The organism is Butyrivibrio sp. MC2021 (assembly GCF_000621605.1).
GTDB lineage: Bacteria > Bacillota > Clostridia > Lachnospirales > Lachnospiraceae > Butyrivibrio.
Window position 1 is genome coordinate 1 of sequence record NZ_JHXX01000004.1, and the last position, 22,423, is coordinate 22,423.

A 22,423-nucleotide genomic window follows, 5' to 3' on the forward strand; every position below is an offset into this window, starting at 1 on the left:
GTTTCTGGTATCGTTACGCTCTCTATGCTCTCTGCTCCAAGAAACAGATTTGCCGGTACTTGCGTGATACCTTCTTCAAACTCTATTGTCTTAAGATTAGCGCAGTCCTTAAAACAATAACCATTATCGGCATCCTTCAGGCCCTTCGGGATGGTTACAGAGTCTATAGCTGTATTCTGAAAAGCATTTCTTCCCAGCTTTTCGAGGCTCTTTGGCAAATTTATAGTCTTAAGATTTGTACATTCACAAAAAGCAAGATCTCCGATGCTCTTTACACTATCAGGAAGTTCCAGTTTTGTAAGACCCGTGCATCCATAAAAAACACACTGTCCAATAGTTTCAAGACCTTCAAAAAGCTTCACGCTTGTAAGGCCAGTACAGCCCCAAAATGCATACTCCTCTATACTTGTTACTGTTGCAGGAATTGTTATGCTCTCAAGGCTCTCCACCTCTTCAAACAGCCTTTGCGGTATTACAGTAAGGCCTTCTTCAAGCTCTATCGTCTTAAGTTCAGTGCAGCCCTTAAAGCAGCATCCATAGGAGTATACCTTGGTCAGGGTTTTAGGGATAAAGACAGATTTTATTGCCGTGTTTCCAAATGCACTTCCGCCAAGTGCTTCAAGATTCTTTGAAAGCTTTACTGTCTCAAGCTTGGTACAGTCGTAAAACGCATTATCACCAATGCTCTTTATACTATCAGGTATCTCAACATCTGTAAGAGCACTACATCCGTTAAACGCAGCCTTTTCTATAGTTTCAAGCCCTTCAGAAAACCTCACGCTCTTAAGGCCTGTACATTCCTGAAATGCGTACTCCTCAATTGTGGTCACCGTTTCTGGTATCGTTACGCTCTCTATGCTCTCTGCTCCAAGAAACAGATTTGCCGGTACTTGCGTGATACCTTCTTCAAACGCTATGGTCTTAAGATTTGCACAGTCCTTAAAGCAATATCCATAATCGACATCTTTCAGGCTCTTCGGAATTGTTATTGATTCTATAGCAGTATTTTCAAATGCATTTCTTCCCAGCTTTTCAAGGTTCTTTGGTAAATTTACAGTCTGAAGCTTTGTGCAGTCAAGGAACGCACAGTCACCAATACTCTTTACACTATCAGGCAGTTCTATATTTGTAAGACCTGTGCATCCATAGAATACGCTCATCCCAATGGTTTCAAGCCCTTCAGAAAGCTTCACGCTCGTAAGGCCAGTGCAGCCCCAAAATGCATACTCCTCTATACTTGTTACTGTTGCAGGGATTGTTATACTCTCAAGGCTCTCCGCCTCTACAAAGAGCCACTGCGGTATTACAGTAAGCCCTTCTTCAAGCTCTATCGTCTTAAGTTCAGTGCAGCCTTTAAAGCAGCCTCCATAGGAGTACACCTTGGTCAGGGTTTTAGGAATAAAGATAGATGTTATTGCAGTATTTTCAAATGCACTTCCACCAAGCGCTTCAATGCCTTCAGGAAGCTTTATTCCTGTAATATCTGTTCTATTTATGAACGCCGAATCTCCAATTGCAGTAACCTGATACCCAGCGATTTTTTGCGGAATTTCAACGTTCCCTCCGGCTCCATGATATCCGGTGATCTCCGCATAGGTTTGCTCAAGTTCGTCGTAGGTAGTGTAATCAAAGTCGCCCTCAGTATAAACAGCCTCAGCTAAAGAGTTTTCCTCTGACTCCTCACTTAATCCTGATTCCTCATCAAATTCCGAATCTTCCTCGTAACCTAAGTCCTCGGAATATCCAGACTTGTCACTATCCTCTGCAGCATATGCAATTGTAGAGAAATCAATTGATGAGAATACAAGAGATAATACCAGTGCAATAGAAAGAAACCGTTTAGACATACACACCCTCCTGAAAGAAAAACATAAAAAACTGTATTTTATATTATTTTAATAATTCCCACGTTGTAACCAATGCTGATTCTCCTCTATATGAATAATTTTATCACGTAATGCCTGGGTTCTGATTGATTATTTCATATAAATATATACTTTTTATAGATTATTATCAGTTTTTTACATATCTGTAAAGGGGCTTATATGTTAGGATTAATGTAGCTTTTTACGAGGTAATTGCCATGGCGAAACACAACTCTCAGACCTGCGCATGCCAGAGATCGAAGGTTTTACCCTGCAGAAGATGCTGCAGGAAAAGTACGGTCAGAACATTCCCTTCATGTTCATGACCGGCCTCCTTAACAAAAGCCAGGCACCCCAGTGCCTGACTTTTCTTTTTGTAACATCTGTGTTTATTTAACAACGAGATTGATGGTAAGCTTCTTTCCGTTCACATTGGTCCTGATAGTTGTCTTACCGGGAGCCCTTGCTATGATAACGCCTGCATCATTTACGAAGGCCACATCGAGCTTGGTACTAGTATAGATAACCGCCTGATATTTAAGGTTATCATCTATTACGTATCTGTCGCCCACTTTGAGCTCGAGCTTTGCTGAATTACCCTTGGCCGAGGTTACGGTCATGAGCTTCTCTTCATCAGCCACAAGTCTCGGGTCTTCTACAATAACAAATGTCTTATATTCTATAGGGGTTCCGGTGCCATAGGGATCATAGCTGCAGGTAACCGTTGCAAAGCCCGGCTTTCCACCCTTGATCTTTCCTGCGCCGGCGTTACCGTCTGTTATTGAAGCATCGGAGCTGGACCAGGTTGCCTTCTTTGCAGTTACCTTGTAGTGCTTCAGGGTCTTGCTGCCTCCCAGATTCAGATATACCGTATTGGTGACAGGCTTCGTAACTGTCACTGTTATATACTGGATGTTATTGTTCTTATCTGCCAGAGCAAGAGCTGTGGTTCCAACACCTACAGCTGTTATCTTTCCTGCCGGGGTGATGCGGACAACACTGTTCTGATAGTAGGATATCTTGTTCTTAACATCAGTACTGTTATTCTTGGAGTCATAGGAAGGCACCGCTTTCATTTCGCCCTCTTCGGTTACTTCAAAGACGCTAAGGCCTGATGCCTTGAAGCCTGGATCACTGAACTTCAGCTTTTCAGCCTGCAGCGGAACCAGGGTGATATGCTGCTTGTTGGCTATCTTTCCGATAGCAGCCTTATCAACCACCTTTACCTGGGCAGTGTATGCACTGCCATTGATATATGCTGTTATTTTCGCTGTACCCTTGGCATAGGTCTTCACTACACCATCAGTAACCTTTGCTATCTCTTCATTGGAAGAATACCAGGAGATCTTGTAAGCCTCAGCATAGGCCTCATTGGCTCCAAGGCCTTCAACTCCCAGGGTTATGGAATCTCCGGCTATAACATCCGTCTTTTTATAATCAGATGCAGTGGTTCCCTCGATCTTCACTATCTTAGGTGTAACTACATATACACTGTATACATAACGGCTGTCTTCAGTACTGCTGCCGTCATAGACATATACCGCATTGGCTGCCAGAGTATTCTTCTTGGCCTTGATCTTGTTCCCTGAAGAAACAGCCACTGTATTCTTATCGGAGGTCTTCCAGGCTATGGTTTCACCTGCATTCTCCGCTTCCCCATCCAAATCTCCGTAGGTTGCAGGGAATGTGCAGGTCTGGCCCTTCACAAGGTATATGTCGAAGCTCTCCGCCTCCGGCTTAAATCCGGGATCTCTTCCGGTCTCCTCATCATCCTCAGGGTCAGGCTCAGGAATTGGCTCCGGTTCAGGGTTAACAGGCTCTGTAACACCAATAATAGCTACTGTTACCTGCATATCTCCCTTGTCAGTTCTCCAGTTATACCTAATAAAAGGCACATCACTGGGTACTGTAAATCCTGTATCCGTTAGAGTGATCTCTTTTGCAGTCGCATTGTCATTGGCGTCAAGAGTCGTATAATCAAAGACCTTTTCCCTGTCAAAAGAAGGATCATAACTCTTGATATCGATGTTGTTCAGCTCTCCTTCAGTCACTGCCTCCAAAACCACACGCTGTTTTCCGGCCCGGAAGTTTTCAAGAGCGGTAAGTCCGGCGATATCGACTGCTGCCAGACCATTTCCACCGATGTACAGATCTGTAATAGCAGTATTCTCCTTAAGGTCCAGTGCTGTAAGGAAGTTGTTGTCGCACTGAAGCTTTGTAAGCTTCTTATTTGCGCTGAGATCAATAGCTGTAAGCTCGTTATTCTTTACATTCAGGTCTTCAAGGCTCCAGAATCTCTCCATACCGGTGACACTGCCTATCTCACGGCCGCTTACATCCAGGGTCTTGGCCATTCTCTCCTCAGTTCTTGAAAGTTTCTCGTTTCCGTTGGCATCAAGAAGGGCAAAAACGGCTGTCCTGAAGTTACCGTCAGGATATGCGGCAGCTATTTCCTCGCTGTCACGGGTCAGGCCTGCATTGGTTATAACGGCCGTAACTTTCATGTTCTTGGTGGCACCCATTCCGTAGCTCACCTTGTAATCATAGGTAAAGAGATCCGGCACGTGGTAAGCCTTACTCCAGACAATGCCCTCATTTTCCGTAGAGGCTTCTTCACCTTCCTTCAGATATTCATCGCTTATATTACTTACAGAGTTCTTGCTAAACTGATCCCCGTAAATTGCCTTGAGATCAAGGATGTTATCAAAATAGTCGCTATCTGACATAGTGCCCACGGGATACTGCTCTCCCACTGTCAGCTCTGACAGCTTTTTATTATTACTAAGGTCCAGAGCAAAGAGCATGTTGTCACCGCAGTTTAAGTCAGTAAGCTCAGCATTGTTCGAAAGATCAATGAGTTGCAGCTTATTTGATGAACAGTCAAGGAGCTTCAGTCCTGTGAGAGATGCCAGAGTATTTTCATCTCCCGCAAAGAAAGTCTCTATCCGGTTCTCTGAAATATCGAGAGCTTCAAGGCTTGTAAGGAGCTGAAGTCCCGTTACATCCTTTATTTCTTTTGCTGAAACTTCCAGATTCTTGCAGGCCTCAACTTCCCTGAGGGTAAGCCTTGTATCGATGTTTATATCAACCTTCTGCTCATGGAGCTGGTTGTTGAAGTTCTTATCCGGGAATTCATTGGATTCGTCCTCGATGTCCACGTTCCAGATTCCCACTTCCACATCCCAGCCAAGTGCCAGGGCATAGTTTCTTGCGTTGCTGCTGCCCTTTTCCACATATACCAGAGGCACATGGTTATAGCTTCGCTCAAATTCATCATCGGTGGTTCCGAAGATCTCCACGGATGAAGGCACAAAGAGGATTTCCAGCTTGTTGCACTTGGAAAAGGCTCCGGTTATCACAGTGGTTACACCGTAGGGTATCTGAATCTCCTTAAGAGAAGTACAGCCGGCAAAAGTGCCCTTCTTTATTTTGGCAATCCTGTTGCCCAGCTGGATATCCGTAAGGGCTGTGCAGCCGTTAAAAACGTCATCTCCCAGCTTCTGCTCTGTGGTGTAGAGGTTATGGACCTCAAATTCTATGGCTTTGAGAGATGTGCAGTCCATGAAGGCCTTATCCTCTATCTCTCCAACGCTTCTGGGGATGTAGATACTTCCAAGGGATGAACAGCCCTGGAATGCACCGTACTCGATGATCTCCACATTCTCAGGAATTACGATCTCACTTAAGGAAGCACAGTTATGGAATACCTGCTTTGCAATAGCGGTTATCCCCTCAGGGAGATATACACCGTCCAGCTGGCCGCAGTCGTAAAAGGCCTTTTCGCCTATACTTGTAATATTGGGTGAAAGACGTATACTCTTAAGGCTTGTACATCCTCCGAAGGCACAGCCTTCAATCGCAGTTACGCTGTCTGGAAGATAAACCTCCTCAACGCCGCAGCCTCCAAATATGCCTTCTTCTTTATATATTGGATTCGCTCCCCAGATGGTGGTGATTCCATCCTCAAAGGTGATCTTTTTAAGGGCTGTGGTTCCGTTAAAGGACTGAAATCCGCAATCCTGAAGGCTCTTTGGTAAGAAAACCTCCGCCAGAGCGGTACAGTTCTTAAAGGCCTCTTCCTCAACAATCTCTGTTCCTTCAGGAATGATAGCCTTTTCCAAAGCTATACAGTTGGCAAAAGCTCCATCCTCTATCTTTTTGAGATTCTTTGGGAAGGTAACTTTTTTAAGCTTCTTGCAATCTCTGAAGGCCTGATCGCCTATGATCTCGATGGTATCGGGAAGAACTATCTCCTCAAGGCCTGAGCCTCCCAAAAAACCTACTTTGTCATAAACAGCTCCGGACTTGGTTCCGGGCAGTTCAGTTATTCCTTCTTCGAAGAGCACGGTCTCCAGGGGGCACTCCCTGAAGGGTGCCAGATCAACATCCTGAATTCCCTTGGGGATGAATACCTTTTTAAGGGAAGTACAACCACCAAAGACCTGATCTCCCAACACCTGTAATGTGGTGGGAAGCTTAACCTCTGTAAGAGATGTACATCTTCCGAAGGAATACTTATTTGTCTTCACAAGACCTTCAGCGAAATTAAGGTTCTCAAGAGCTTCGCACTGATAAAAAGCGTACTCTCCCACTTCTGTCAGAGTCGCGGGAAAGCCCACGGAAATGACATTTGTTCCCTTGAAGGCATTGGCTCCGATGGCGGTGACAGTGGCCTCGCCTATGGTCTCGGGAATAGCCACCACGGTGGATGTTCCTTTATATTTCGTTATAGTAGCCTCTTCACCATCTATTTTGTATTCAAAGAGATCAGAAACAGCGGTCACATTTGTAATCTCTGTTTCAGTAACATGTTCAACCTCAGGTTCTGCCTGCAGCTCCGCCTCTTCCGGTTCCGGAGTTTCCTGCTCCTTTTCAAACAAATACTCTTCCTGTTCGCCAGTTGCCGCAAAAGCAGCAAAAGCATTAACATCAATACATGAAATAACCAGTGCTAAAGAAAGTAATCCTGCTAATACCTTATTCTTCATATGTTCACCCGTTAAAAAGCGACCTTCTGTCAAATACCTTGTTCAGAAAATCGCTTTTTTTCTGTTCCGAATCTAAACTGTTTTTACTGATACTGGCTTACATTTGAAGCATCCACAGCCTCAAAGGGTACATATACATACTTGCAATCTGTGGTGGAGCCCTCAACGCTTGTAAGGGAACCTCCGCCTCCTAAGGTTGCTGCGGCTGTAACTGCAGCTGCTGCCTGACCCTTGGCGTTCTGGAGAACCGTGAACTGCATCTCTCCCGCTGCGATGGAAGCACAGCCGTCTGCTGAGGCATCGACGCCGCATACAGGGATCTTGGTGTAATCAAGGCCAAATTCCTTGAGGCCCTCAACTGCTCCGAGAGCCATAGTGTCGTTGTTGCAGAAGATGGCATCCACGCTCTGGCCTGTTTTCATGAAGATCCTGAACTTCTCCAGGGCGATGGCATCTGACCAGTCTGCATAGTCAACAAATACGTAGTTGACATCTACACCGTTATTTTTAAGAGTTGTCTTAACGGAATCGGTTCTTTTTACTGTAGCTGAATGTCCTCTCTCACCGCCAAATATGATAACATTCAGGGACTTGGGATTACCCAGCTTTTTAAGAACATACTCAGCCTGAAGCTTTCCGGGCTGATTCTCATCAGAGCCAACGTAAATATACTTATCTGCCCTGAGGTGGTCAACGCTGGGCTCGCTATTTACATAAACGATTGGCAGATCATTGGATGCAATGTTCATCTGAACAGCAGTGTTGGCATCTGCAGATCGCAGGATTATAGCGGAATATCCCTTGGATTTTGCCTGGGATATCAGATCCATCTGGGCCTGTACATCATTGCCGGTCTCAACCATATCCAGGGTCACCCCCTGGTTTTTTCCTGCTTCAACCATAGCGTTTGCAAGGGTAGCTAAGTAGGTATCATTGGTATCAGTAATGATAAACAGAAGCTTTCCTCCCTTACCTCCACCACCGGAAGATGATGCCGATGAGGATGCCTGACAGCCTGTAAGTGCAGATACCATCAGCGCTCCGGTTAAAACACATGCAAATACTCTTTTTAAAATTCTGTTTTTAAGCATCTCTTTTAACCTCCTCAAATCTTGAACTTCTGTACATAAGCAGTAAGAGTCTCTGATGTTCCTGCCAGCTCGTGGGAGTTGTCAGCCACATCCTGACTGTTCCTGGTAATATTTTCAGCCATCTCAACCATGTTCTCGGAGGTAGCAAGGATCTCATCCGCACTGGCAGCCTGCTCTTCTGAAATTGCCGCTACGTTGGTGGCAACGTCATCTACCTTCTGAACATCTTCGATCATGGCCTCGATAAGTCTGTTGGATTCCTGAATATTGGTATAGATCTGATCAAAGGTTCCTACAGCCACATTGATAAGTTCGCTGTTTTCCTGAATGCTGGCTGCACTGGCATTGGCCTGTCCCACAGCATCTCCGATAAGTTTATGTACCTCATCGATAAGGCTTGCAATATTCCGGGCACTTTCCGCAGAGGTCTGTGCCAGCTTACCGATCTGGGTAGCAACAACCGCGAAGCCTTTTCCTGCTTCTCCGGCTCTTGCAGCCTCGATGGAAGCGTTAAGTGAAAGAAGATTGGTCTCTTCTGCAATCTCTCCGATCATGCCAACGATATTGGTGATCTCCTCTGAAGCGGCACCAACCTTGTTGATGGAGTTAACCAGCTCGTTGTTGGCAGCTTCGATGCCGGTCATGGCTATGGAGAGCTTCTCCATATCATCACGGCCCTTCTGGGAGATCTCTACAGTCTCCTTCATGCTGTCATTGGCCTTATCGGAATTCTCTCTTGTATCTGCCACTACAGTTGCCAGGGTTGTTGCATTGGAAGCAATATCGTTAACCGCTGTTGCCAGCTGATCAACGGTCTCATTCAGCTGCTTCATGGCCTCAGCCTGGGACTGGGACGCATCGAACATGGACTTGGATACTCTGTCGGAGTTATCGGACTCTTCTTTGAGCTTCTCGGACTCCTCACTGATACTGGAGAGCATCTTTCTCATGGAAGAAACGAAATCTGTAACCTTACTGCCCATAACACCGATCTCATCGTTGCTGGAGGAATCCACTGTAATAGTGAAATCACCATCTGACATGGCGCTGATATTATCCGAAATATGTGCAAGGGGGGCTACAACTCTTCTTACAACATACAAAATGATGATGATTGTAAGAATAACAGAAACAGCTCCGATGATGATAAGAAGATTCTGCATCTGCAATATGGATTTCATTATGACATTTGTAGGAATATAGGAAACAAGAACCCAGTCTGTTCCTGAAACTTCCTTAAAGGTCACCATGTTTCCTGCAATGGTCTGGGTTTCCAGATTATTGGCATTTAAAGCCTTGGCTGCACCTGCAAGAAGCGCATCAGCGCTGCTCTCTGACAGAGTTGTGGACACAACGTTATTATCCCTGTGGGCAAGGATGGTATTATCTGTCTTATCCACAAGGAAAGCGCTGGCATCCTGCATCTTAACGCCGGAGTTAACGATGATACTGATCTTGTTAAGGGTAACGTCCGCACCCATAACCTTCAGCTCTTCCTGGCCGTCGTTGATGATACCGGTGGCACTGATTACAGTCTCACCCTTATTGTTGACATAGGCTGTACCATAGGCCATATCAACTCTGGTGATACCCTGTTTATACCACTTACTACCGGTTACATCAGGCTCATAAAAGCCGGAGGCCTCAGCTGTATACAGCTTGCCGTCACTGGTTCCAATATAGATACCATCCGGAGAATTGGCATTATATCCATAGTAAGTATCAAGTATTATCCTGAGCTTGGAATAGGTAACCTCCTGAGTCTCAATGAAATACTTGACTGTATTAAAGAACTCCAGGTTCTGCTCAAGCCATGCCTCGATGTTATCCGCCTGGTTGGAAATGGAGGATTCAAGGGTCTCCTGAGCCATCTCAGTCATTCGTGATTTGGTCACAGAGGAAGCAACAATCACAAGAATTACAACTGCTGCCGCTACAACCGGTACAATGAAGGTAATAAGTTTGGTACTTATTTTTTTAGTCTTTTTCTTCTTTTCACCCATATTTGTCACCTTTATACATCTTTTTGTTGCATTAATTGAAAAAAGAGTCGTATTCGCAATAATTATAGCAAATACGACTCTTCTATATACTGTTTTACGTTTCTTTTTACATTCTTTTAAGATTGCTTTAATCTTTTTAATTAAGAAGTTCCAAAAGCCCCTTTAAGCCCTCTTTCTCATAGATTTCCTTATAATAAGAGACCTCGTCCTTAATGATGAGATCGATCTGCTTCATGCCAAGAAGCTCCACAGGAGCTTTGTCATCTGTCATTAGATGTCCCCTGGATTCGTAATCCGTGATGGTGTCGCTGACTCTTTGCATCATGGATGAAAGAGTTTCATTCTCCTCAAGGGGGATGTTGTCCCGAAGCTTCGTAAGATAGTCCTCCGAATCTGTTGCAAAAAGTTCCTTGTTGGTAGAGCCTGCAACGTCAACCACCGATACATTTTCAAAAACAGCCGCTATGGTATCAGCCAGATATACGTTAATACTATCATCTGATATCTCATCGCTGTACATGTTCATATTGACTACCATTACGCCACCGGGAGCCAGGTGCTCTTTTACCATGGTAAAAAACTCTTTTGATGACATCTGGAATGGAATTGTGATGTCCTGATAAGCATCCACCATGATCACGTCATAGAGGTTCTTATCCGCTGCGAGATAGGCCCTTCCGTCGTAGGTGGTGACCTCCGCTTCCTCCGGAAGTTCAAAATATCTGTGGGCCAGCTCGGTTATCTTTTCATCGATCTCCACGCCCCTTATATTCACATTGTCGAAGTATCTGGAAAGCTGGGTGGCGTAGGTGCCTGAGCCCATGCCAAGGATAAGGATTTCTGTCTTATCCCCGGTCTTTTCTTTTTCCTTGATGCCGGTCATGTAGGGAGCTGCCATGGCGTAGTCATAGTACATTCCCGTCAGGTCCTTGTCCTTCACAAGGATGGACTGAACGCCGAAGAGGACGTTGGTGGAGAGAATGACCTGATGCTCGTTCTCTTTTACCTGAAGATAATTGTAAACAGACTCACCCTCATAGGTCAGATCATCTTCCCAGAAGGCAAAGCTGGATGAATGGCCGAAGACGCAGCAGAGGATAAAGATCAGGATTCCTGCTGTAAGTCGCCTGGCACCCTCCTTTCGCCCGCTGCCATCATTTTTGGGGCTAAGGAAATATACAAGGACCAGGGCAATGAGAATACCTGCAAAAATCAGAAATGTGATGGCGGTACCTACCGCAGGGATGGATATAAAGGTGGGAACGAAGGTTCCGATGATGCTTCCTATGGTGTTGGAAGCCCCAAGAGTTCCGATGATCTTACCGTTGTCCTCCAGGGAATCCGTGGTGTACTTGGCCAGGGACGGGGTCACGGTACCAAGCAGGAAAAGAGGATAAACGAACACCACCATACAGGCAAGAAATGCCGCAATAACAAGGAAATTGCTGTTGATGGTAAGGATAAGAACCGCGGAAATAGCCATGATGATGTATTTGCCCAAAACAGGGATAAGGGCGATCCACACCGCCGCCAGAAGGATTCTAAGATAGAGCTTGTCCGGGTTGGGATCCTTGTCGGCAGTCCTGCCGCCGTAGATATTGCCAAGGGCCATGGCGATCATGATGGTTCCTATGATAATGGTCCACACAATCTGGGATGAACTGAAATAGGGCGCCAGAAGCCTGCTGGCTCCAAGCTCCACAGCCATGACACTCATTCCGGCAAAAAACTCTGTAAGGTATAAAAATAACTTATTATTAAGTATGGTTCTTGTATTCTTCTCCACTGACAGCACCTCTTATCTCCCGCAAAATGCATTTTCATACATGATAGCATAAAGAAAGTATGCGGTACACTATTTTGTCAGCACATGTACAGGCGCAGAGTGGTATTCCGAGGATAAGGAAAAGGAATCCGCGATGCCCTCTGTAATATAGACCTCCCCATCCTCTGTGATAAAGATGGCTTCGAAGTCGCTGCTGGCCTGCCAGAGCCTTACAGACTCCTCCAGCCCTTTTACAAAGAGAGCTGTGGAAAGGGCGTCGCAGACGATACCGTCACTGCCCACCACCGTCACGGAGGAAAGCCCTGCGTGAGCGGGTCTTCCGGTCACCGGGTCTATTATATGCCAGTAGATCTGGCCATCCTGCTCAAAATATCTCTCATAGCCTCCGGAGGTTATGATGGCTGTATCTGCAGCCTCCAGAACGCCGTAGATTCCTGAGGATGAATCAGGAAATGGGCTCTTGATGGCCACCTTCCAAAGACTTCCGTCGGTCTTTGTTCCGATGCACTGAACATTTCCTCCAAGATTGATAAGGCCGCTCTTTACGCCGTTTTCCCTGAAATAATCCGACAACATGGTGCTGGTATAGCCCTTGGCTACGCTTCCGAGATCCACCTGCATTTCCTCAGGGATAGTTGCTGTGAAGGTGTTATCGCTGCCGTTTTTATTGAGACTAACCTGTCTGTAGTCCACATTTTTAGTAAGAATAGAAAGTTCCTCCTCGGTGGGAACCTGGTACTCTCCCGTGGTAAAGCCCCAGGCCTTTAGCACAGGATAAATGGAGATATCAAGGGCGCCTTCTGTTCTTCCGCACATGGTCAGGGCCTTATCCATGATATCCGCTGTGATTCCGGAGACTTCATAGGTGCTGCTGCGGTTCAGATTGTAAATATCGCTGTCTTCATCTGTGACAGAAATGAGCTTTTCTATATTTCTTATTTTGCCCTCAGCCTCAGTCAGAAGCTTAGGGTCTCCCACTATCTGCAGCTCCATGATGGTATCCATGGCAAAAAGTGTGGTGGTCTCAAGCTTTTTTTCACCGCAGCCACTCAAAAACGCCATGCAAAATAAAAGCACGGCGCAGAATTTGTATATATAGTTTTTCTCAATTTTCTTTCTGTTCATACCTGATAACTCTTTTCCCTCAACTCTTTTTCTATCATTATAAATGATTATTTATCGCCAGGCTTCAGATTTTTTTATTACCCTTTTTCCTATCGGTTTAGTATAATTAGTATCAGTTAGACAAAGAACAGAAAAAGAGGAGGACAGAATATTATGAAAAAGAACGTATTAACAAGCCTTTTACTGGCTGGCACACTGGCTATCGGAGCACTGACAGGATGCGGAAGCGGCGCTCCTGAGACAACAACGGCTCCCGCCACAGAGACACCCGCCACAGAGACACCCGCTACAGAGACACCCGCTACAGAGACACCCGCTGCTGAGGCTCCCGCAGGGGATGCCACAGACAAGAAGATCACCGTAGGTGCCACACCGGTTCCCCACGCTGAGATCCTTGATAACATTGTAAAAGAGGTTCTTGCAGAGGAGGGCTGGGAGCTTGAGGTTGTTGTTTTCCAGGACTACGTACTTCCCAACACATCCCTTGAAGCAGGTGAGCTTGATGCCAACTACTTCCAGACCCTTGGCTATATGAACCAGCAGAACGCTGATGCAGGTCTTCACCTGGCTGCGGTTGCAGGTATCCACATCGAGCCCATGGGCATCTATTCCCAGAAGTACAAATCTTTGAGCGAACTTCCCGACGGCGCAGAGATCGGTATTCCCAATGACCCTGACAACGGAGCAAGAGCCGTAGATCTTCTTGTACAGAAAGGACTTCTTGTTTCCAACGGCGGTTTCGGAACCGATGCAGGCGTTACAGAGGCAGCTCTCACAGCTGATGCTGAGGCCAATCCTCACGGCTATGTGATCACACCTCTTGAGGCAGCCAACCTTCCACTTTCACTTCCTGATCTTGATGCTGCTGCCATCAACGGAAACTACGCACTGGAAGCTGACCTTCCTGCCACCTATCCCGCTCTTGATATCGAGGAATTCGATTCTGAGACCACCGTTAAGAGAACCAACTTCCTTGTAGTTAAGGACGGCTCACAGAATTCCGAGAAGATCCAGGCCCTGGTTAAGGCACTTCAGAGTGACAAGGTTCAGGCCTACATCGACGAGACCTATAAGGGTGCGGTTATCACATCATTTATCGATCCACAGTAAATTCTCTTTAGAAAATCCCGGGCTGTTCACTTGATGGTGTGCAGCCCGTTTTTATGTTATTCTTTAAGAAAACAATTTTTATATATAAGGAAATAACTATGATTGAGTTAAAAGACGTAAGGAAAGCCTTTGGAAACACAGAGGTCCTGAAGGGTATCTCCATGGAAATTCAGGATGGGGAGATATTCGGTATCATCGGCCAGTCGGGAGCAGGCAAATCAACGCTCCTTCGCTGTATCAACGGCCTTGAATCCTATGACGACGGCGCCATTATCGTTGACAGCACCAAAGTCAGCATCAAGGACAAGAAAAACTTAAGACAGCTCCAGAAGCGCATGGGAATGATCTTCCAGAGCTTCAACCTTCTGGAGAGACTTGATGTCTATCACAATGTGGCGCTCCCCATGAAGTTCTGGGGAATTCCCACCAATACACCTGAAGCAAAAGAAAAGATCATGAATCTTCTTAAGCTGGTAGGCCTGGAGGAAAAGGTTCATTCCAAGCCCAGGGAGCTCTCCGGCGGTCAGAAGCAGAGGGTTGCCATTGCAAGGGCCCTGGTTCTTGATCCTTCTTTCCTTCTGTGCGACGAGGCCACCAGTGCCCTGGATCCTGAGATCACCAAGGGGATTCTTGCTCTTTTGCAGAAGATAAATAGGGAAATGGGAATCACCATCATCGTGGTCACACACCAGATGGAGGTTGTTAAGCAGATCTGCCAGAGAGTGGCCTTCCTTAGTAACGGCAAGGTTCTTGCTGTAGGTAAGCCGGAGCAGCTTTTTGTATGGCCCAAGGAGCATGAGATCAGGGATTTCCTCAGGGAAGGTAGCGACAAGCTTCCCACCACCGGGGTTAATCTCAAACTATTTTTCTTCGGAGAGGGCAATCAGAGGCCGGTGGTCACACAGATGGCTCACGAGCTGGGCACCAATTTCAATATCTGCTGGGCCAAGCTGGAGGACTTCAGAGAGGATGTCTACGGAAGTCTCGTGCTTAATATGAAGGAAGAAGACCTGGGTAATGCCTGCAAGTATCTTGATAAGATGGGCGTAACCTGGGAGCTCATAAAGGATTGAAGGAGGTAACGATCATGTCCGGCATTTTATCTACAACAGGCATGTCTGATATTATAATCACAGGCTTTAAACAGACCTTATATATGGTGTTCTGGTCAACACTTTTTTCTGTATTACTTGGGTTTATACCCGCCATTATACTTACGCTTACAGCCCCCGACGGACTTAAGCCCAACAAATTTGTTTACGAGATTCTGAGTTTTATTGTTAACGTGTTCAGAAGCTTTCCTTTCATTATTCTTCTGGTAATCCTTATTCCCTTTACCAGAATGATGGTGGGCAAATCCATCGGAACAAAAGCGGCCATCGTGCCCCTTACCATTTCAGCGATTCCTTTTATCGCCAGGGTATTTGAGAGTGCCCTTCGCGAGACCAATCCGGGAGTTATCGAGGCGGCCAGGAGCTTTGGGGCATCCAACCTCCAGATACTGCTTAGGGTTTATGTAAAAGAGTCCATTCCCAGAATGCTCAACGGAATCATACTTCTTATCATCTCCCTTATCGGCTACTCCGCCATGGCAGGAACCGTGGGAGGCGGCGGTGTCGGCGATATCGCCATACGATACGGCTATCAGCAATACAAGACGGAGTATCTGATTGTGTGCTCCATTGTTCTGATCGCATTTGTTCAGGCTATTCAGATGTTAGGTAACTTCATGTATAAAAAAATGAGTTGATTTCCCTTTAGAAAGGAGAAACTCGATATGGCAAATATTCAAGCTACAGAAAAATATAAGGATTTAATAGAGATTCTCAAAGGCTACGGCAGTATTGTCGTGGCCTTTTCCAGTGGTGTGGATTCGACGCTGCTGCTCTATGCGGCAAAAGAGGCTCTTGGAGACAAGGTGATAGCCGCCACCGCCACCTCCTGCACTTTTCCGGAGAGGGAAAGAAATGAAGCTGTGGATTTCTGTAAGAATCTGGGCGTAAGACACGTGGTTATTGAGACCGATGAGCTGGCAACTCCCGGCTTTAAGGAGAATCCCAAGGACAGATGTTATATCTGTAAAAAGTCACTTTTTCAGAATTTCATTGATCTGGCTGAAAAAGAGGGCTTTGCTGCGGTGGTGGAAGGCTCCAATGCGGACGACGAAGGGGACTATCGCCCGGGACTTAAGGCCATTGCTGAGCTTGATATAAAGAGTCCCCTAAGGGCTGCAAAGCTCACCAAAGCTGAGATCAGGGCTTTGTCTGAGGAGTTTGATCTTCCCACCTACAACAAGCCCTCCTACGCCTGCCTTGCCAGCCGCTTCCCCTACGGGGAACTCATCACAAAAGAAAAGCTCGCCCTGGTGGATAAAGGCGAGCAGCTTCTCTATGATCTTGGTTTTAAACAGTTCAGAGTCAGGATCCATGGCAATTCCAATTTCGTGGCCAGGATTGAGCTTTTGCCGGAGGACTTTGGAAAGCTTATGGAACCTGCGCTTCGTGAAAAAATCAGTGCAGAGTTCAAGGCCTTTGGCTTTGCTTACACTTCCCTTGACCTAAAAGGGTATAGAACAGGAAGTATGAACGAGACGCTGTGATTGAGACCTGCGGATGGTTTAGACCCGCGCCTGACACACAGTTCACTAAACCACCGGTTAAGTCAGCTGTAAAACCCGGTTATTGCCCGTAGGTTCGACGGAAGATACAATAATCCTATAAACAAGGACCGGTCACTAAAATACTACGAGGTAAAAACAAATGGAAATCGGAACCAAGATCAAATCCTTAAGAATTGCAGCTTCCATGACTCAGGAAGAGCTTGCAAATAAACTTGAAATAAGCAGTCAGGCAATCTCAAAATGGGAAAACAATGTCACCGCCCCTGATATCTACATGCTGCCTAAATTGTCCATGGTTTTCGGAGTGACAATTGATGAAATCTTTGACCTCACTGTGGATGATAAGCTCCATAGAATAGAGAACATGCTGGATTTCGAATCTGTGCTGTCCGAGGATGTTTTCAATGAGACAAAAGAATTCCTTTTCGAGCAGTTGCCTATTTATCCCAAGCCCGGCAGAATCGAATCATTTATTGCACATCTTTATCACCACAGAATGATGAGCGATGCCAAGGTTGTAAGCCACTACGCCAGGGAACACATGAAAAAGAGGCCTGAAGCCAAGCAGTGCCAGTGGCTCCTTCAGAAAGCCGAGGGCGCCGCTGTATGTGACTGGAATGCAAGACAGCACAGGAAGACCATTGATTTTTACAAGGAGCTGGTAAAAGACCATCCCGACATTGGCAGAAACTATCTTGATCTTATGGACAATCTTCTTTTGGATTGCAGAATTGTTGAAGCAAGAGACGTGCTTGCAAGATACAGGCAGATAGCTGATCATCAGGAGAGACAGATCCCTGTCTACGAGGCCCGCATAGCCCTGAAGGAAGGAAAACTGGAAATCGCTGAACAGTGGATAAAGGATCTTCTGGAAAACTTCAAGGATGATGCCGGTGCTCTTTTTGAAGCAGCAGGCTATTATGCAGACAGATGCCAGTACGACAAGGCACTTGAACTTTTTGAAATGTCCTACGAAATAGATGAAAAGCCAAGATATAGTGATGCGCTTCAGGCAGAAGCAGCAATTTACGAGATAAAAGGTGACTACAACGCCGCCATCAGTACCCTTGAAAGAATAATCAAAAACTACAAAGAAGAATGGGGCTTTCCGGATTGCGCCTTGATCACAGAAACTCAGGATGAAATTAAAAGGATAGAAGCTTTATAACACTAATGAGCAATAAAAAAGGATTAATCCCTTTTTATTGCTCATTAATTAGCATATATACCTCCAATAACCGATACACCAACATTACGGATTGCCATTTAATTATACACTTTAAATGAGTTTTTTGTTAGCGCCCCAATACCAGATATATAGAAGGATTGCTCTGGCGATATTATCTGAGATCATGCAGATCCAGGCGGCCTCTATTCCAAAGCCCAGGGTGTGAACAAGGAGGAACACACCTCCCACGCGAAGCACCCACTGGGTGAAGGCTGAGACGTAAAGGGGCGGCTTGGTCTTACCGATTCCGTTAAATACATACTGCATGACTATGGAGATTCCAAACATGGGCTCGTTGAGCGCAACGATGCGAAGGAGTCTCGGCGCGATCTCCAGAGCCGATGGGTCCTTGGTAAAAACAGAAATAATCCCGTCCGCAAATATCAGCATGATTCCCATGGCCACCAGCATAATGGCAACTATCAGTCCGCAGACCAGGTTGGTCTGACGGTTCAGCTTCTTTAAATCCCCCTCTCCTCTTACATTTCCGGACAGGGATGCCACCGCTCCTGCCATGCCTACGGCGGGGATAAAAAAGGCTGACTCAGCGGTAAAGGCTATGGAATGAGCAGCATATACAACGGTTCCCAGGGGAACGATCATGGCTGTGAATATCACCCTGCCAAAGCTTGTGACCACTGATGTAAGAAACGCCGGTATTCCCACAGAGATGTATTTCCCGATGATGTCAGGATCGATTTTTCCCATAGCTCCATTGGCGGAGGTATCAAGATACTTCTCATTTAGATACACCATCAATATTCCTCCGATAGCCACAGCCAGGGCTGTTCCTGCCGCAGCACCTGTAACTCCCATATCTGCTCTTGGAATGATAATGTCTATTCCTGACAGACTGATGTGCTTACTTGGATAGATCAGAAAATAGTTAAAAATAATATTGAGCACATTCATAAAGCCGTTAACAAAAAGCGGCGTCTTCATATCCTTGGCTGCTTTTCTGATGCTTCCCGCAACCACATTAAAGGAGAAGAACACTCCTGCAGAGGAGGCCACGGCGAAATAAACAGAGGCCGGTCCCTGTATCTCTTTTTCAGCTCCTAAAAGAGCAGGTAAAAAGGGACTTGCAGCCACCGGGATAAGTGTGGTAAAAATTCCAATCACCAATGCCAGAAAATAGGCCTGAGCTGCAGCCTTCTTTAACCCATCTTTCCTTCCTGCACCTATCTCTTTTGCAAAATAAGCGAGAACTCCCACGCCAAGAGCGTTGACGCCGGCCTTTACAAGGAAGGTGACCTCATTGGTTATGCCGATGGTGGCGGAGGCTTCAATTCCAAGCTTTCCAACCATGATAAAATCCGCATAATTCACCAGGGCCTGAAAAGAATATTCAATTATAGCCGGTAATATCAGGGTGATGATCTCCTTCATCAATCCCATATCACCGGCCACTTTGTTAGATAACGTACTGGTCGACAGGAATAATCCTGGACAGGAACTGTCTGGTACGCTCCTCTTTAGGCTTGTAAAATATTTCACTGGGCTTTCCTTCCTCCACCACAACACCGCCGTCCATGAAGATAACTCTGTCGGCAACATCCTCAGCAAAGGACATCTCGTGGGTTACTACCACCATGGTGATTCCCATCTTGGCAACTTTTTTGATTACTTCCAGAGTCTCACCAACAAGCTCCGGATCCAGGGCACTGGTGGGTTCGTCGAATAAGATAACATCCGGTTTTAAAGCCACCGCTCTGGCGATGCCGACTCTCTGCTGCTGACCGCCGGAAAGCTGGGCCGGATAAAAGTCTTTTTTATCCAGAAGTCCCACCCAGCTAAGGGCATCCTCGGCTATCTGCTGGGCCTCTTTTCTTGACTTTTTCTGAACCTGGGTGAGGCCCTCCATCACGTTCTGAAGGGCTGTCTTGTGAGCAAAAAGGCCGTAGTTCTGAAACACAAAGGCTGAATGCCTTCTGATGTAGAGAATATCCTTCTTTTTCACATGCCCAAGGTCCAGTATTTTATCCCCAAATACCATCCTCCCTTTTTCCGCTTTTTCAAGGAAATTGATACATCTTAGAAACGTGGTTTTGCCCGATCCGCTGGGGCCAAGGATTACCACCACTTCACCATCATTCACTTTTATGGAAACGTCCTTTAGAACTTCCTGTTTGCCAAAGGACTTTTTTACTCCCGTAAGTTCGATCAAACTCTTGTCCTCTTTTCTGTATTCTTATGCAATGGCCCGGCTAAGGTATCTGCCGGAATTCTTCTCCGCAAAATGGGCCAGAACCTCGATAAGCGCTCCGATGATCCAGTAAACAAGGGCTGCTGCCAGATAGCTCTCAAGATAGCTGTAATAAAGAAGGCTGGGTAGCAAGGCTCCCGTCATTATCTCGGTGACAGCAATGGCACTTACAAGATTTGATGCCTTTAAAAGACCGATCAGTGAATTCTGAAGGCCGGGAAGCAGTATAGGCACCATCTGTGGGAAGATCACTCTGATGAGAGTCTGAAATCTTGTAAGGCCAATGCTGTAGCCTGCTTCGTACTGGGTTTTATCGATACCCCGAAAGGCCCCTCGCACCGCTTCGCTTAGGGAGCAGCTGGTTCCCAGGATCAGGGCAAAAAAGCCGATGTATATAGGATTCACATCACTGATGGGCACTGAAATATGCAGCGCCCCGGCCACATCATTGTAAAAGGTCATAAACAGAAGGTTGTACAAAAGAAGGGCAACCATCATGGGAAGTCCCATGTAGACTGTCACGAAGACCGCGAGGATCTGTGACAGCACCGGAACCCTGTAGTGCCTGACAGTGGCAATGACGGTTCCCAGGATTATAGCAACCACGAAGGTTATAACCGTTAGCTTTAATGTGACCGGTGCATATAGAAAGGCCGATTTTAATGCATCTGTAAAGCTGTTAATATTAAACGACATACGCTCTCCCGCCGATAAGTCTTTTTTCTACTAAAAGGAAACTGCCCTTCAAAAGAAGGCTGAAGGAAATGTAGATGATCGTGGCTGCAATGTAGCCCTCCAGGGTGTGGCCTGTGGCAGCTCCCAGGGTCTTGGCCTTGCCCAGAACGTCCACAACTCCCAGGGTAAATACCAGAGAGGTGTTCTGGAAAACTCCCACAAAGTCTACGCCGTAGTGGGGAAGTGCCACCTTAAAGGCCTGGAGAAGCACGATCCTGAAAAAGGTCTGTGCCCCCGTCATCCCAATGGAATATCCTGCTTCCGTCTGGATTGCCGGCACTGAAGTGATAGCTCCTCGAAAGATTTCCCCTAAAAAAGCCCCCTCATTCAGGATGATCGCTATCTCTACAAAAACCGCAGGTTCAATCCTATTCAGGTTAATTCCGAATAACCCCATGAACAGTTCTCCCAAAACCAGTGGAATGCCGTAGAAAGCTATCATCATCTGTACCAGCAAGGGTGTGCCTCTCATAAATGATATGTACACACTCAGGATCTGCTTTACAACCGGGATCTCCTTAAGCCTTAGCACCGCTACGAAAATTGCAAGTATGGTTCCCAGAAGCATTGACCAGAACACGATGTGAAAATTAACAGAAAGACAGGCAATGATCTTGGGAAAAACATTTATGAATCTCTCAGCGCTAAAGTAACTACCCATAGGTATTATTCCTCTTCGGTTACGTCATATCCGACCCATTTGATGGCAAGCTCTGAAAGAGTGCCGTTTTCCTTAAGTGTCTTCAGGGCTCCGTCGATGGCATCTCTGAGGGCCTGTTCTTCAGGATCGTTCTTGCGATACAGATAGTAGGTCTTTGAATTGTTGATAGGATCACCTACTGACTTAAGCCAGTCCTTTCCGTCATCGCTGAAGTTCTTGTTCATCTTGGTTACATCGCTCTTTTTAAGTACTGAAGCTGCTGCTGCACCTGACTTAAGAGCTGCTGCGCCTTCTTCGTCAGAGCTGGACTCTGAATTAACAAGGACAACTTCCTGTCCGGGGTGCTCCTCATTCCACTTGGTGAGGATCTGGGTTGTTGCACTGGTTGCTCCGCCGGTTCTGATCTTCTGGCCTGTAAGGTCCTCAAGTGACTGAACATTGCTGTCTATAAGAACTGCAAGATATGTGATATATGATGTGTAAGACTCGGCTGAGAAAAGATATTTCTCCTCACGCTCCGGTGTGTACTCATACTGATGAGCTGCCACATCGATCTTTCCTGATTCCAGTGAAAGCACAAGCTGATCAAAAGCCATAGACTGATATTCAAATTCGTACTGAGGAAGGAGCTCGTCGATGGCTGCAAGAACATCGTACTCATAGCCAACTGCATCTCCGTTTTCATCTATGTAGCAATAAGGGTTGTAATTGATACCTGAACCAATAACTACCTTGGTCACACCCTCGGCGCTTCCTGCTGCCGATGCACTTCCACTGCTGCCACAGCCCACCAGAGACATACCCATTACTGCGCTCATTGCTCCTGCTACAACTACCTTTTTAATGTTCTCTCTTCTCATAATCAAAACTCCTCCTTTGTTTTTCTTTGATCCAGACCGCTGTATATGACAGTGTTTTTATGTAAAAAAATAAACCGGAGCGTTTCAATCTACCCAATGATAGTAAATCAAAACCTCCGGTTGTCCGGTCAGCTGTTATATATTT

At 46.1% G+C, this 22,423-nt stretch carries 16 protein-coding genes; 5 read left to right on the forward strand and 11 right to left on the reverse strand.

The window, feature by feature from the left end; translation table 11 throughout:
• From T359_RS0109620 to T359_RS0109650, 6 genes are all read right to left on the reverse strand, one after another.
• Positions 1-1,847: leucine-rich repeat domain-containing protein (locus tag T359_RS0109620; protein ID WP_026517291.1), on the reverse strand; the 1,847-nt coding region annotated here is incomplete at its 3' end.
• A 407-nt stretch (positions 1,848-2,254) separates the two neighbouring features.
• Positions 2,255-6,853, reverse strand: coding sequence for a leucine-rich repeat protein (locus tag T359_RS0109630; protein WP_026517292.1), 4,599 nt, complete (start codon positions 6,851-6,853; stop codon positions 2,255-2,257).
• A gap of 83 nt (positions 6,854-6,936) precedes the next feature.
• Entirely contained in the window at positions 6,937-7,944 is a 1,008-nt protein-coding gene (locus T359_RS0109635; RefSeq protein ID WP_026517293.1) for a substrate-binding domain-containing protein, read from the reverse strand.
• Between the two features lie 14 nt (positions 7,945-7,958).
• The gene (locus T359_RS0109640) at positions 7,959-9,947 is read right to left on the reverse strand and encodes a methyl-accepting chemotaxis protein (protein ID WP_026517294.1); all 1,989 of its coding nucleotides are present in this window, start codon (positions 9,945-9,947) and stop codon (positions 7,959-7,961) included.
• Between the two features lie 136 nt (positions 9,948-10,083).
• The gene (locus T359_RS0109645; protein WP_026517295.1) at positions 10,084-11,733 is read right to left on the reverse strand and encodes a spermidine synthase; all 1,650 of its coding nucleotides are present in this window, start codon (positions 11,731-11,733) and stop codon (positions 10,084-10,086) included.
• A 69-nt stretch (positions 11,734-11,802) separates the two neighbouring features.
• The gene (locus tag T359_RS0109650; protein WP_242839076.1) at positions 11,803-12,858 is read right to left on the reverse strand and encodes an FAD:protein FMN transferase; all 1,056 of its coding nucleotides are present in this window, start codon (positions 12,856-12,858) and stop codon (positions 11,803-11,805) included.
• 153 nt (positions 12,859-13,011) lie between these two features.
• Here T359_RS0109650 and T359_RS0109655 point away from each other — a divergent pair, with 153 nt between their 5' ends.
• From T359_RS0109655 to T359_RS21565, 5 genes are all read left to right on the forward strand, one after another.
• Positions 13,012-13,968 carry a MetQ/NlpA family ABC transporter substrate-binding protein gene (locus T359_RS0109655; protein ID WP_026517297.1) on the forward strand — a complete coding sequence of 319 codons (957 nt, stop codon included), beginning with the start codon at positions 13,012-13,014 and terminating at the stop codon, positions 13,966-13,968.
• A 98-nt stretch (positions 13,969-14,066) separates the two neighbouring features.
• Positions 14,067-15,041 (forward strand): methionine ABC transporter ATP-binding protein, encoded by a 975-nt coding sequence (locus T359_RS0109660; RefSeq protein WP_026517298.1) that lies wholly within the window; start codon positions 14,067-14,069, stop codon positions 15,039-15,041.
• A gap of 14 nt (positions 15,042-15,055) precedes the next feature.
• Entirely contained in the window at positions 15,056-15,718 is a 663-nt protein-coding gene (locus T359_RS0109665) for a methionine ABC transporter permease (protein WP_330370180.1), read from the forward strand.
• Between the two features lie 27 nt (positions 15,719-15,745).
• Complete coding sequence (gene larE / locus T359_RS0109670; protein ID WP_026517300.1) at positions 15,746-16,567, forward strand: ATP-dependent sacrificial sulfur transferase LarE; 822 nt, start codon at positions 15,746-15,748, stop codon at positions 16,565-16,567.
• A gap of 160 nt (positions 16,568-16,727) precedes the next feature.
• Positions 16,728-17,756 (forward strand): helix-turn-helix domain-containing protein, encoded by a 1,029-nt coding sequence (locus T359_RS21565; RefSeq protein ID WP_051545220.1) that lies wholly within the window; start codon positions 16,728-16,730, stop codon positions 17,754-17,756.
• A gap of 111 nt (positions 17,757-17,867) precedes the next feature.
• Here the strand turns inward: T359_RS21565 and T359_RS0109680 are convergent, their stop codons facing one another.
• Genes T359_RS0109680 through T359_RS0109700 form a run of 5 tightly spaced genes read right to left on the reverse strand, consistent with a single transcriptional unit; the run spans position 17,868 to position 22,278 of the window.
• Positions 17,868-19,214: an MATE family efflux transporter gene (locus tag T359_RS0109680; protein WP_026517301.1), complete on the reverse strand. Its 1,347-nt coding sequence runs from the start codon at positions 19,212-19,214 to the stop codon at positions 17,868-17,870.
• A 16-nt stretch (positions 19,215-19,230) separates the two neighbouring features.
• Positions 19,231-19,983, reverse strand: coding sequence for an amino acid ABC transporter ATP-binding protein (locus T359_RS0109685; protein WP_026517302.1), 753 nt, complete (start codon positions 19,981-19,983; stop codon positions 19,231-19,233).
• 24 nt (positions 19,984-20,007) lie between these two features.
• Positions 20,008-20,718 (reverse strand): amino acid ABC transporter permease, encoded by a 711-nt coding sequence (locus tag T359_RS0109690; protein WP_026517303.1) that lies wholly within the window; start codon positions 20,716-20,718, stop codon positions 20,008-20,010.
• Entirely contained in the window at positions 20,708-21,418 is a 711-nt protein-coding gene (locus T359_RS0109695; RefSeq protein WP_026517304.1) for an amino acid ABC transporter permease, read from the reverse strand. Before T359_RS0109695 ends, T359_RS0109690 begins: the two co-directional genes overlap by 11 nt.
• Before the next feature lie 5 nt (positions 21,419-21,423).
• A complete protein-coding gene (locus T359_RS0109700; RefSeq protein WP_051545221.1) occupies positions 21,424-22,278 on the reverse strand; it encodes a transporter substrate-binding domain-containing protein in 855 nt (284 codons plus the stop codon).
• Between the last annotated feature and the right edge of the window lie 145 nt (positions 22,279-22,423).